We start from the raw sequence: 12,284 nt of genomic DNA on the forward strand, positions 1-12,284 counted from the left end.
GGCTCGCTGCCCGTGACCGCGAACGCGCGCACCCGGGCGCGCGGCTTGAGCCCCGTCTGCGCGCCTGCGGCCCGGCTGCCCATCAGCAGCAGTGCCGCGCCGTCGACGATCCCGGACGAATTGCCGGCATGGTGGTGGTGACGGATTTTTTCGATGGTGGTGTATTTGTCCAGCGCGGTGGCATCGAAGCCCATCGCGCCCATCGTTTCAAACGCGGCGCCGATCTGCGCGAGCGATTCGACGGAGGAACCCGGGCGAATCGTCTCGTCCCGATCCAGCAGGAGCCGGCCGTTGAGATCCGTCACCGGAACGATCGAGCGGGCGAAGTAACCCTGCGCCTGCGCGTGCGCCGCACGGCGATGCGACTCGGCGGCATACGCATCGAGATCGCTGCGGTCGAAGCCTTCGAGCGTGGCGACGAGGTCGGCGCTGATGCCCTGCGGAATGAAGCCCGTGACGCTGTTGACGCGCGGATCCATCACCCACGCGCCGCCGTCGCTGCCCATCGCCCAGCGGCTCATGGATTCGACGCCGCCGGCCACCACCATGTCCTCCATCCCCGACATGATCTTGGTCGCGGCGAGGTTGGCGGCTTCCAGCCCCGACGCGCAGAAGCGCGACAGCGTCACGCCCGCCACGCTTTGCGCCCAGCCCGCGTCGAGTACGGCGGTGCGGGCGATGTCCGCGCCTTGCTCGCCCACCGGTGTCACGCAGCCGAGCACCACGTCGTCCACCCGCGCGGTGTCGAGCCGGCTGCGCGCTTGCAGCGCCTGCAGCAGCGTGCGCAGCAGCCATACGGGGGTGGCCTGGTGCAGGCTGCCGTCTTTCTTGCCCTTGCCGCGCGGCGTGCGCACGGCATCGAAAATATAGGCTTCGCTCATGAGGAACATTCCCTGATGGATGGGTGGGGTGAAGGCGCGCCGGCGCTTACAGGTAGCGCGAAGCCAGTTCCTTCATGATTTCGTTGGTCCCGCCGTAGATGCGCTGCACGCGCGCGTCGGCGTACAGGCGGGCGATCGGGTATTCCTTCATGTAGCCGTAGCCGCCGAAGAACTGCAGGCATTCGTCGATCAGCTTGCACTGGTTGTCGGTGACCCAGTACTTGATGAGCGCCGCGCGGTCCACGCCCAGCTCGCCGTCGAGGTGCGCGACGATGGCCGCATCCACGAGCGCACGCGACGCCATCAGCAGCGCCTGGCATTCGGCCAGTTTGAAACGCGTATTCTGAAACGAGAAGATCGGCTTGCCGAACGCCTGCCGTTCCTTGGTATAGGCCAGCGTTTCCTGCATGGCCAGCTCCATCGCCGCAATGCCTGCCACGGCGACGATCAGCCGCTCCTGCGGCAGCTCCTGCATGAGCTGGATGAAGCCCATGCCTTCGTTCCCGCCCAGCAGGTGGTCGACGGGCACCCGCACATCGTCGAAGAACAGTTCAGAGGTGTCCTGCGCATCCATCCCGAGCTTGTCGAGGTTGCGCCCGCGCCTGAAGCCCGGCGCGTGGTCCGTCTCGATCACGAGCAGCGACATGCCTTGCGCGCCTTCGTCCTTGCTGGTCTTGCAGACCACGATGACCAGATTGGCAAGCTGGCCGTTGGTGATGAAGGTCTTGCTGCCGTTGATGCGGTAGTGGTCGCCATCCCGGGCGGCGGTGGTGCGCACCGCCTGCAGGTCCGACCCCGTGCCGGGTTCGGTCATCGCGATGGCGCCGATCAGCTCGCCCGTGGCGAGGCGCGGCAACCAGCGTTGCTTTTGCGCTTCGGTGCCGTGGCGCAGGATGTAGGGGGCGACGATGCCCGAGTGCAGCGAGCCGCCGAAGCCGCCGATTCCCGCCGCGCCCTGGGCAAGGATCAGCGCGGCCTCGTGCCCGAAGTCGCCGCCCGCGCCGCCGTACGCCTCGGGCATGGACGCACACAGGAAGCCGTTGGCCCCGGCTTCTTCCCACGCGTGCCGGTCCATCATGCCGGCCTGGCGCCAGGCTTCGTCCCTCGGAACCCACTGCTCCTTGAAGAAACGATTGGCCGTATCGAACAGCATCTGGTGCTCATGGGTCATCCAGCTCGGGGCGAAATTTTGAATAGCCATGGTGTGTGCTCGTCGGGTGATTGCGATCCGGGTTTTCCCGGTCGGGTCGCTCTTGTCGGTAATCCCGATTACCGTTTCCGTATGCCTGATGCGACGCGGAATCGATGAAAAACCTGCATCCAGCGCGAGCCATTCTGGTAACGCGAGCGTTGAAAGGCAAGGCAACGGGAGGGCTTATTTCCATTTTGAGATAATTTGGTAACATGCCTTTCCATGAAGGAAAGGCACCCATCCATTGACGCGCAAGCGGCGCCCGATGCACTCAAGCCCGAGGAGCGCCGCGCGCTGCTGATGCGGATGCGCGGTCACACGCTGGCCCGGATCGAGAAAGCCGTGCTGGAGCTGTTTTCCGGGCGCGATTTCCATGAGGTGGGCCTGGCCGACGTGGCCCGCGCGGCCAACGTGTCGCTGCAAACCATCTACAAGTACTTCGGCAGCAAGGAGGTGCTGGTTTGCGCGATGCTCGACGTGATGCTGGGCCGGCTGGCCGAGCGCATGATCGATCACCTGCAGGGCATCGACGACGTGCGCGAGCGCCTGCGCAAGACCTGCTGGGTCACGCTCGACTACATGGACAAGCATCCGTCGGTGATGCTGATGATGTTCACGACCATGCCCATGTCGCGGTACAAGAACATCGGCATCTATGAAAGCCGGGAGCTGATGGAAGCCTTCCTCGGCGTTTTCAAGGACGGTCAGGCGCGCGGCACGTTGAACGACAAGGTATCCAGCAAGGTGCTGCTGGACGTGTTCATGGGCGTGCTGGGGCGCGTGATGGTGATGCACCTGATGCGGGGCGAGACGCGGCCGCTGACCTCGCAGTTCGACGAACTGTTCGCCATCTTGTGGCGGGCGATGTCGGCCGGTGAATGACGCGGCTCCGTCAGGATGTCTGGCTTCCTGGCGGTCGCGTGCGATGCCGTGCGCCGAGGGGCGGGGCCTGCTCGTGTTCTTTCACGTCGGTGGCCTGCCGCCGGCAGTCGCCGTTGAGCCGTAGGCCGCGGCGCACTTCATCCCCGGTCGCGACGTTCCCCTTCACCGCATCACGGCCGGCCTTCGTCCGGTATTTCGGCCGCGTTGCTGAGCTCGCCCATGATGATCCGCGCGATTTCGTTGGCCGGTGCGCGTCCATCGGGCGCGGCAGCCGTGTTCGACCACGTGACGATCGTCGTTTTCGTGACCGGGTCGTAGCCCATGAAGGTGTTGAAGCCCGGTATCTCGCCGGTATGTCCGTAGAACGTGCCGAACTTGGCCAGGCCCAGGCAGTAGCTCGCCGACATCGGGTCGGTCGGATCGACCGGCGTGCAACTGGCGAGCCGTTGCGCCTGCAGGTCGGCGTTCAGGTAGCCGCCGCCGACCATCCGCTGCACGTAGGCGGCCAGTTCCGTCACGGTTGAAATGCCGGAGCCGGCCGTCCACGCCCACGACGTGTTGACGCCGGTCACGTTGGTCGGCTGCAGCGCGCCGCTTTTCGCGTCAGCCTGGCGCTGGGGCGACAGCGCGTCGCTGTCGGTCGTCTCGGCATTGGTGCCCCATTGATAGCCCTGCGGCGCCGGCGCCGGCAGCGACGTGTCCTGCTGCGGCGGGAGCAGGGTATTGGCCAGCCCGAGCGGCGCAAACAGGCGCGCGTTCATCGCATCGGCCGCGCTTATGCCGGTCAGTTGCTCGATGATGAGCCCGAGCAGTATCGTGTTCGTATTCGAGTAGCGAAAATCCGTGCCGGGCGGGAAATAGACGGGCTGGCCTTCGGCGATGCCCAGCAACTCGGACGTGGTCCAGACCTTGTCGGGCTGCGCATCGAGCGTCTGGTTGAACGCGAGATTCGTCGAATAGTTGTAGAGGCCGCTACGCATGGTCAGCAACTGTTCGATCGTGATCGTGTCGCCGTTGGGCACGTTCGTGACGAACTTGCTGACGGTGTCGCCGAGGCTCAACCGACCTTCCTGTACCAGTTGCAGAATCACCGTGCCGGTCCAGGTCTTCGTCACGCTGCCGACGCGAAAGTGCGCATTCGTCGGGATCGGCGTGTTCGTGCCGCGCACCGCCGTGCCGAACGATTCGAGCCAGTTGCCCTGCGGCGACTGCACATAGACGACCGCGCCGGGGGTGAGCGTGTCCGCGAGCAGCGCGTTGATCTGCGGGCGCGCCGCGTTCGCGAACGCGGGCGTGTTCGAGGTCGGCGAGCTGTCGCCGCCGCACGCGGAAACGGCGAGACTGATCACCAAAGCCGGTGCGACGGCAACCATGCCGCGCGCCAGCCGCCGCGATACGTTCGACCAGAACCGGACGGTTGCTGAAGTCGCCATGGTGCGGACCCTCCGTGGTCGAGACGTATTGGCTGCGTGGTCTTCTCCAAAACTATAGGACAGGCGCGTGGGTGCCGGCAGCCCGATTACATCCGACGATTGCGATCGGGCCCGTTCACCCGGCCGAGGCCGTCACTGAAAGTGATGCACGTAGCGCAGCACCATCCGCGTACCCTGCGGCCGGTTGCGCGCATAGGTCTCGAAGTACGCGTTGAACATCAGATGATCCTGCGGCGAGAAGCTATACATGGCCCCCGGGCCGATCGCAAACACGGCCTCCCGCGTGCCCGGCACGTCCTGCCCGTTTTCCTTCATGTCGGTGGTCTGGCGCAGCCAGTAGCCGTTGAGCCCCAGCCGCAGGCCGGGTCGCACTTCATACTCGGTCGCGAAGTTCGCGTGAACCGCCTGACCGGCCTGCGTCGACGTCACGTCCGGGCCAAGCGACGTGGCCGGCTGGTGGTTGGTCGCGTTCCACAGATAATGCAGCCGCCACGACACGGTCCACTTGGGCGTGAGCCAGAGCGTCGCCGCCCAGTACGGATCGAACGACCAGAAATGGCTGCCGGGATTGATCGCGCGCGACGGGTCGTACGCGCCGGTCGGCGCGATGAACTGGAACTCCACGCGCTGCGCGAAGCGCGGGCCTTGCGCGCCCATCACCGGGTCGAACTGGATGAACGGGCCGATCAGCAGATCGCCGAAGCCGGCGCGCGCATTCAGCGCGACGTTGCCGATGCCGTCGTCGGTTCGCGCGGACGCGATCCACGGCAGGATCACGTCGAGTCCGGGATGCATGCCCGCGTACGTCAGCGGCGACTGGTAGACGAGCTGGCTCAGCCCCGCGAACAGGTCGATGTCCTGCTTCGGCAGCCCGACCTTGTTGCCCGCATTGTCGTTGACGCGGCCGGCCGTGTAGTACTGCAGGTACTGCGTGCCGTACCAGCCGGAGCCGGCCGGCGGCATCCCGTCGAGGAAGCTGGTCATGCCGAGATTGACCGCCGGCAGGTCGGTCGCGCCGGCCGGCGCGCTGGCCGCCATGCCGGCGATCGTGAGGCCTGCGACGACGAGTACGCGAGAGCCGAGTTTCATGTTCACCACCTCCTGGATATTTATTGGTATAACTAATCAAATGGCACGAAAAAGATCGGGGTGATCGGCGATCGCGCGATACTGGCCGGCATGGAACACCAGCGGCGCATGGCCGAACGCGTCGAACTGTTCGATCTGGCCGATGAACAGCAGGTGATCGCCGCCTTCGTAATGGCCGACGTTGCGACACACGAAGCGCGCGCTTGCGCCGTCGAGGCAGGGCACGCCGCCAGTCTCAGCGTCGACGTGAAGCACGCCGTCGAACTTGTCGGCGCTGGGCGTCGCGAAGCGGCGCGACAACTCGATCTGGTCGTGCGCGAGGATGTTGATCGCGAAATGGGTGGCCGCGACGAAATCCGGGCGGCTCGGCGCGACCTTGCGCAGGCTCCAAAGCACGAGCGGCGGATCGAGCGACAGCGACGAGAACGAATTGGCGGTGAGGCCCACCTTCCGTCCGTCGGCCGTGCACGTGGTGATCACGGTCACGCCGGTCGGGAATTGCCCGAACGCGGCGCGCAACTGCATCGGGTCGAGGGCCGGGCGATCGGTAGCGGTCGTTTCCATGCCGGTTACTCCGCGCGTGCGCCGTGTTCGCGGATCATCGCCGCGCAGGCCGACGGCTCGAACCACCACGGTGCGAACCGGCGCGGATCGTCGAAGCCGTCGACGATCGCCGCGGCGAGTGACGGCAACTGGCCGGCCGCGCCGAGCAGTTCGAGGATGTGCGGCGGCGGTGGTGTGAGCAGCGAATTGGTCCAGCGCACGACATGCTGCGCATACGCCCAGTAGCCTTCGAACGTCTGCTGCATCCAGTCTTCGCCGAACGGTGCGGCATCGCGTGCGACGATCGCGTCGAAATACGCCTTCGCGCATTTTGCGGCGTTGTTCGATCCCTGGCCGGTGATCGGATCGTTGACGACCACCGCATCGGCCATCCCGAACACCGTGCGGCCCGACGGCAACCGGAAGAACGGCTTGCGCACCGTCGGCGCGAAGCGCCCGGCCAGCGTGCCGTTCGGATCGGTGAGCTCGACGTCGCGGCAGCGTTCGAATTCCCACGGCACATACTGCTGCAGGAACGACAGGCTCCGGTCGAGGTGCTGCTCGGGCGTCTTCACATCGGCCCAGCAGTCGAGCGGGCCGCCCGGAATGCCTTCGAACACCATGATTTCGCACGGGCCCGTCGTGGTCAGCGCGGGGAACACGAAATACTCGCCGATGCCGGGCAGCAGGTTGAAGCGCACCCGCGAATACGGCTGGCTCGGCGTCATCCCTTTTACATAGGTGAGGGCCAGCGCGCGTTGCGGACGGTCGAACGCGCTGCGCGCGTCGTCGCGGCCGAGCAGGTTGACGATCTCGCCCTTGCCGGCCGCGAGCAGCACGAGGTCGTGGCTGCGCGCCAGTTCCTCGAGTTCGGGCACGCCGATGTCGGCAATGCGCACGTCCGCGCCCCGGCGCCGCACGCCGTCGAGCCAGTCGGCCATTTTGACGCGCTGGTCGACCGACTGCGCATAGCGGGTGAGCCGCGACGACCAGTCGATCACCTTGCGACCGTTGCCGTCCGGATGCGGCACCGCGATGCCGATCCCTTCGACGGACGGGCACGCTTCCTCCCAGGTGTTCAGGCCGAGGTCGCGCTCGATCTGCAATGACGTGTGGAACATGCACTGGCTCGACATGACCTTGCCCGTGCGGATCTGTTCGGCGTCGCGGTTGGTCGCGAGCGTGACGTGGTAGCCCTGGTCGAGCAGGGCGAAGGCGAGTTGCAGGCCGGACTGGCCCGCGCCGACGATGGCGATGCGTCTCATGAGTGTGTCCTGGGTTGGCCGGATGCCGGCCGTACGAAGAGGTGGGGAAAGCGGCGGCGGGCAGCGGTCATTCCGCGAGACGCGGAATGGCCGGCACCGCCTGTTCGGGGCCCATCGCGGCATAGCCGCCATCCACCGCGTAGTCGGCGCCCGTCACGAAGCTCGCCGCGTCACTGCACAGGAACGTCACGACCTGTGCGACTTCCGATGGATCGCCGACCCGGCCGAGCAGGTGGAACGGCGCGGCGACGCGATCGGTCTTGGCACGGTCGCCATGCGTCATCTCGTCCATCACGCGCGACCACGTCCAGCCCGGCGACACCGAGTTGACGCGAATGCGGTCGGGCGCGAGATCCATCGCCATGCTGCGCGTGAGCTGGCGGATCGCCGCCTTGGACGTCGGGTACAGCCAGCGGCCGGTTTGCGCGCACTGGGCCGAGATCGAGCTGAAGTTCACGATCGCGCCGCCGCTGCGCCGGACCATGTGCGGGTGCACGGCCTTCGCGAGCATCGCCGCCGACACGACGTTGACGTCCATCGCGGCGAGCCAGTCGTTGCGGGTCGCCTGGATGCCGTTGTCGACGTAGCTGCACGCGAGATTGACGAGCACGTCGATCGCGCCGAACCGCTTGACGATGTCCGCTACCGCACGCTCGATCGCGCGATCGTCGGTGATGTCGAGCGCGACGAACATCGCCCGCTCGCCGAGCGAATCGGCCACGCGCGCGCCGTTCTCCGCATCGAGATCGAGGATCGCGACGCACGCACCGGCGCGGTTCAGGTCCTGCGCGACCGCGGCGCCGATCAGCGTGGCGCCGCCGGTGACGATCGCGACTTTGCCAGCAAGGGCAGTCATGGGGTGTCTCCGGGAATCGTTGTGTGGGGGAAGGTCCGCGTCAATGCGCACCCGACGACGGCTCGCTGTCCTGCCAGCGGCGCATCAGGCCGTTCGACGGCACGGTTTCGTCGAGCAGCTTGCGGGCCGTTTCGACGCCCGCGACCGGCAGGCCGGCCGGATCGAGCAGGCCGATCTGCACGAGCACGCTCGCCTGGTCCCAGTAGATGTGTTCGTGATAGAGCTTGTCGCCGCGGAACTTGACGATCGCGATGAGCGGAATCTCCACGCGCTTGCCGGTCGGTGCGACGCCCGGCAGCATCCAGTCGATCTCGGTGGTGTGCGTGAAGCAGAACAGCAGCTCGTCGACGATCTGGCTCGCGCCGATCGTGCGCGAGATCGGCGTGATCGTCGTGTCGGGCGGATTCGCATGCACGAAATGATGCGTGTAGAAGCGCTTGAGCTCGTCGTAGCCGACGCCGCCCGTCAGCGTCGGAATGTGATTGACGTACGGTTGCGCAACCATCGTCGCCATCGTTGCATCGACGTTGCGTGTGTCGAATTCGTGCTTGAGATGCGCTTCCCACAGTGTGGACAGGTCGTAGCGCGGGCCGAGCGCGGCACGGAAAGCGGCAATCGCGCGCTGGTGCGCCATGATCGCGGCGGCCTTGTCGAAATGCTCGCCGCCGACGCGCGCGAACGCGTGATCGACGCCCGGATACACATACACTTCGATACCGTCGCGCCCGGCCAGCGCGTCGGCGATGCGCTGCTGCGCGTCGGGCGGGCAGAAGCGGTCCTGTCCGGCGATCTGCAGCACGAGCCGGCCGTGCAAGTGCGACGCCTCGTCGAGCGCCTGCTCGATGCCCACGCCGTAGTAGCAGACCGCCGCGGCCACGCCCGGCAGCCGGCACGCGGCGAGATACGCGAGCTTGCCGCCGAGGCAGTAACCGAGCACGCCGGCTTCGCCCGTGCATTCCGGCAGCGTCTTGAGTGTGCTCAGCGCGGCGCCGACATCCTCGACGCCCTGGTTCTCGTCGTATTCGCGGTAAAGGGCCATCGCGCGTTCCATATCGGTGGCTGCGTAACCGAGTTCGATCCCAGGCGCCTGGCGCCAGAACAGGTCGGGCACGAGCACCGTATAGCCTTCCTCCGCGTAGTAGTCGGCCGCTTCCCGCATCGTCGCGTTCGCGCCGAAGATCTCGTGGCACAGCACGATGCCGGGCCCCTTGCCGGCGGCCGGCGTGCTCAGGTATGCGCGAAACGTGCCGCCGTCCGGCGACGGGATCTCGATGTGACGTCCTTGCATGTGTCCCTCCATTCAGTTCATTGCTGCGACAAGCCCAGTATTGGCGGACGAAATGGGCGTTTCTATCCGCTTTCTTCGGCCGGTATCCACGAATTCCGGAAACCTGTTGCACCGGCCGCCGCGCGTGGGCAGGCGCGCGGCTGACTGCGGGTATGTGCGGATGCGGAAGCCCCGCACAGTTTTCTACGATGCGCGAACGGTCCGCTTCTTGCGTCGTTTGCGCGGGACTTGCGTGCTTTGGCGGCCGGACTGTCCGGATACTCCGGGCGCTATCCGGATCGTGCGGCGGATGCCCCCTACCGGGAACGCATGCACGGCGCGAGTGCAATCGAGCATGACGGGAGAACATCGATGGCGCAATTTTCCGGAACAGGCTGGCTGCCGGATACGGCCTGTTTCAATCACGACAACCTGCTGTTGCAGTCGAACGATGTCGACGAGGTTCGCGCACGCGTCGCCGACGTCTTCAAGCCGCACCGGCTCACGCCGACCGGCGAATCGCGCGCGTTGCACAGCTGCATGCATCATGCGCGCTGGGGCAACCTGTCGTTGAACCTGCTCGATTATGGCGGTGGCGTCAGCATCGAGCCCGGGCCGCTCGAGCACTTCTTCCTGTTGCAGATCCCGTTGCGCGGCGACGCGGAGATCGAGTGCGGGTCGGCGCGTTTCGTGTCGTCGCCGGGCACCGCGTCGCTGATCTCGCCGACGCTGTCGCTGAAGATGCGCTGGGGCGACGCGTGCCCGCAAGTCATCCTGCGCATCGAGCGCGAAGTGATGGAGCGCCACGCGCAGCGGCATTTCGGCGACGACCGGCGCGCGCCGGTCGAATTCGAGCCGGAATTCAGCCTGTCGTCGTCGCAGGGGACGTGTCTGGCGCAGATGCTGCCGATCCTCGCCGGCGCGATCGTGACGGATGCGCATCCGCTGCGTCATCCGCTTGCCTTCGAGCAGCTCGAATCGACGCTGCTCAACCTGCTGCTGCATGGCCACCCGAACAGCGCGCGCAACGGCGCGCGGCACCTGCCGGTGGCGCTCGCGCCGTTCTATGTGCGGCGCGTCGAGGACTACATCCGCGCGCATCTCGACGAGCCGCTGACGATCGAACGGCTCGCCGAACTCGCCGGCGTCAGCCCGAGTACGCTGTTCGCCGGCTTTCGTCATCGCCACGGGATCACGCCGATGGGCTTCGTGCGACAGTTGCGGCTGCAACATGTGCGCGAGGAGCTGCTGGCCGACGCGTCGCCGGGGCTCGCGTCGGTGACGGATATCGCGCTGAAATGGGGTTTCGCGCACCTCGGGCGGTTCGCGATCGAGTACAAGCGGGCGTTCGGCGAGTCGCCGTCGGCGACGCTCAGGATGCGGCGCGCGCGCGCCTAGCGGCTCGCGCGGCAGCTCACTCACCGACTCTCTACGGCAGCGGCGCGCCCCAGACTGCCGTCACATCCCCGCCGAGCCGCCATTCGGTGAACGGGCGGCGCGATGCGATGATCGCCGGCAGGCGAGCGTCATGAAAGCGCGCGTAGTACGGTTCGACCCAGCTCAGTTCATCGCGGAACGTCCACGGAAACAGGTCCTGCTTGATCGGCGTGATGGCCGTGAAGCTGGCGGGAGTGACGACCGCATTGATGACGAGGTTCGCCAGGCGGCCGATCGCGCCGTCGCTTTCCCGATAGAGATCGATATGGCGTCGCTGCACGAGTTCCGCCGCGAACACGAGCGGGAGTAGCGCGAACGTGTGATAGTGCAGCGCGCGGTTGCCGCGTTTGACTTCACGTGCAAGCGAACCGTCGGGGCCGATGTCGCGGATGCCTTCGCGAACCCGCAGCAGCCCCGAGTCGACGAGGCTCGTGTTGCCGGTCACGGTACCAATGGCGATCAGGTCGAGTCCGGCCCAGTACACGAGGTTGTTGTGTAGATGGTTGATCGCTTCCGCATCGCGGGTGGCGATCGCGATGCGTTCGAGCCACGGGTCGATCGCGTCGAACCGTGCGCGGTTTGCTTCGCGCACGTCGCGCGGTATGCGCAGGATCACCATCGCGAAGTCGGTGCCGGCCCATGAACGCTCGTAGTCGCCCTGATAACCGGAGATCGGGCCCATCAGCGCATTGGCCCGCGCCCAGCTTTCCAGCAGGCTCACCGCGCACGACCAGTCACCCTGGTCCGCCGACGCATTGAGCCGCGAAATGAAATCGCGCATTGGCTTGACCGCGCGCGCATAGCCGGCGGCGTCGTCGTAGTAGCCGGGCGGATCGATCGTCGCGACGGCCGCCGGGATGTCGCAGGCGCGGGCCGGCGGCACGGCGCAGAAGAGTGCGCTCACGGCGAGCAACGCGGCGAACAGCGGTCGAGTCGACAGGCGGGGCATACGGTCCTCGGTGGTGGCGGTGGCGTGACAAACACGGAAGCCGAACCTTGGGGGAGGACAACATCGCGGCGCCGGACCCGCATGGCCGGCGCAGCACGACGAATCCCGGTGACACGCGGGGCCGTGCAGCCCGCGACCGCTTTCCGTGGCGCACGCAGTCTAGCGCTCCGGTCTTTCATCCGCCTTGCCCGGCGGCAACCGTCTGGCTCGATGCCGAGCCGGCCCACCTTCCACGCGCCGAACGTCGACGCACTTTTTTCAAGACCTCGCCACGTTCGCCCGGTATCATCGCTGCGCTCGCGACCGACGCCATGGGCCAGTGCATGCCGACTCGCGCGCAACCCGCATCGCAAAGAAGACAACACAGGGCCGACGCCGACGGTGCGTCGCGCCGCGATCAGGCCGAATCGGCCACCAGCACGACGGAGCAAGGAACGATGGTAACGGGGACGGGTACGGCGCGACGCGCGAGGGCGATCGCTGCCGGGAG

General features: G+C 66.6%; 11 protein-coding genes. 2 read left to right on the forward strand and 9 right to left on the reverse strand.

Annotated features, from left to right (window positions below; all coding sequences use genetic code 11):
* Together G3N93_RS23315 and G3N93_RS23320 are read right to left on the reverse strand one after the other, a co-directional pair.
* On the reverse strand, window positions 1-881 hold an 881-nt coding region (locus tag G3N93_RS23315), incomplete at its 3' end, for an acetyl-CoA C-acyltransferase (RefSeq protein ID WP_206134051.1).
* Between the two features lie 46 nt (window positions 882-927).
* Complete coding sequence (locus G3N93_RS23320) at window positions 928-2,082, reverse strand: acyl-CoA dehydrogenase family protein (RefSeq protein WP_206134058.1); 1,155 nt, start codon at window positions 2,080-2,082, stop codon at window positions 928-930.
* Between the two features lie 195 nt (window positions 2,083-2,277).
* Here G3N93_RS23320 and G3N93_RS23325 point away from each other — a divergent pair, with 195 nt between their 5' ends.
* Window positions 2,278-2,955 (forward strand): TetR/AcrR family transcriptional regulator, encoded by a 678-nt coding sequence (locus G3N93_RS23325; protein WP_241026671.1) that lies wholly within the window; start codon window positions 2,278-2,280, stop codon window positions 2,953-2,955.
* A 170-nt stretch (window positions 2,956-3,125) separates the two neighbouring features.
* Here the strand turns inward: G3N93_RS23325 and G3N93_RS23330 are convergent, their stop codons facing one another.
* From G3N93_RS23330 to G3N93_RS23355, 6 genes are all read right to left on the reverse strand, one after another.
* Window positions 3,126-4,388, reverse strand: a complete 1,263-nt coding sequence (locus G3N93_RS23330) for a serine hydrolase (protein WP_206134052.1) — start codon at window positions 4,386-4,388, stop codon at window positions 3,126-3,128.
* 132 nt (window positions 4,389-4,520) lie between these two features.
* On the reverse strand, window positions 4,521-5,477 hold the full coding sequence (locus tag G3N93_RS23335) for a transporter (RefSeq protein WP_174933058.1): 957 nt from the start codon (window positions 5,475-5,477) through the stop codon (window positions 4,521-4,523).
* Between the two features lie 36 nt (window positions 5,478-5,513).
* Window positions 5,514-6,041 carry a flavin reductase family protein gene (locus tag G3N93_RS23340; protein ID WP_206134053.1) on the reverse strand — a complete coding sequence of 176 codons (528 nt, stop codon included), beginning with the start codon at window positions 6,039-6,041 and terminating at the stop codon, window positions 5,514-5,516.
* 5 nt (window positions 6,042-6,046) lie between these two features.
* Entirely contained in the window at window positions 6,047-7,285 is a 1,239-nt protein-coding gene (locus G3N93_RS23345; RefSeq protein WP_206134054.1) for a styrene monooxygenase/indole monooxygenase family protein, read from the reverse strand.
* Window positions 7,286-7,352: 67 nt separating this feature from the next.
* Window positions 7,353-8,141 (reverse strand): SDR family oxidoreductase, encoded by a 789-nt coding sequence (locus G3N93_RS23350; protein ID WP_206134055.1) that lies wholly within the window; start codon window positions 8,139-8,141, stop codon window positions 7,353-7,355.
* Between the two features lie 40 nt (window positions 8,142-8,181).
* Window positions 8,182-9,429, reverse strand: a complete 1,248-nt coding sequence (locus tag G3N93_RS23355) for a dienelactone hydrolase family protein (RefSeq protein WP_206134056.1) — start codon at window positions 9,427-9,429, stop codon at window positions 8,182-8,184.
* 351 nt (window positions 9,430-9,780) lie between these two features.
* On the opposite strand from G3N93_RS23355, the gene G3N93_RS23360 reads away from it, so the two are divergent.
* Entirely contained in the window at window positions 9,781-10,806 is a 1,026-nt protein-coding gene (locus G3N93_RS23360) for an AraC family transcriptional regulator (protein ID WP_206134057.1), read from the forward strand.
* A gap of 31 nt (window positions 10,807-10,837) precedes the next feature.
* Here G3N93_RS23360 and G3N93_RS23365 read toward each other — a convergent pair whose 3' ends face one another.
* Window positions 10,838-11,794: a mannuronate-specific alginate lyase gene (locus tag G3N93_RS23365; RefSeq protein WP_174933047.1), complete on the reverse strand. Its 957-nt coding sequence runs from the start codon at window positions 11,792-11,794 to the stop codon at window positions 10,838-10,840.
* Window positions 11,795-12,284 lie beyond the last annotated feature (490 nt).

Origin of the sequence: Burkholderia sp. Se-20378, assembly GCF_017104665.1 — a bacterium.
Taxonomy (GTDB): domain Bacteria; phylum Pseudomonadota; class Gammaproteobacteria; order Burkholderiales; family Burkholderiaceae; genus Burkholderia; species Burkholderia lata.

Excerpts from the sequence above, each read along its gene's own strand:
- G3N93_RS23355 (WP_206134056.1), bottom strand. The coding sequence starts at position 9,429 with ATGCAAGGACGTCACATCGAGATCCCGTCGCCGGACGGCGGCACGTTT.
- G3N93_RS23335 (WP_174933058.1), bottom strand. The coding sequence starts at position 5,477 with ATGAAACTCGGCTCTCGCGTACTCGTCGTCGCAGGCCTCACGATCGCC.
- G3N93_RS23365 (WP_174933047.1), bottom strand. The coding sequence starts at position 11,794 with ATGCCCCGCCTGTCGACTCGACCGCTGTTCGCCGCGTTGCTCGCCGTG.
- G3N93_RS23340 (WP_206134053.1), bottom strand. The coding sequence starts at position 6,041 with ATGGAAACGACCGCTACCGATCGCCCGGCCCTCGACCCGATGCAGTTG.
- G3N93_RS23330 (WP_206134052.1), bottom strand. The coding sequence starts at position 4,388 with ATGGCGACTTCAGCAACCGTCCGGTTCTGGTCGAACGTATCGCGGCGG.
- G3N93_RS23350 (WP_206134055.1), bottom strand. The coding sequence starts at position 8,141 with ATGACTGCCCTTGCTGGCAAAGTCGCGATCGTCACCGGCGGCGCCACG.
- G3N93_RS23345 (WP_206134054.1), bottom strand. The coding sequence starts at position 7,285 with ATGAGACGCATCGCCATCGTCGGCGCGGGCCAGTCCGGCCTGCAACTC.
- G3N93_RS23360 (WP_206134057.1), top strand. The coding sequence starts at position 9,781 with ATGGCGCAATTTTCCGGAACAGGCTGGCTGCCGGATACGGCCTGTTTC.
- G3N93_RS23320 (WP_206134058.1), bottom strand. The coding sequence starts at position 2,082 with ATGGCTATTCAAAATTTCGCCCCGAGCTGGATGACCCATGAGCACCAG.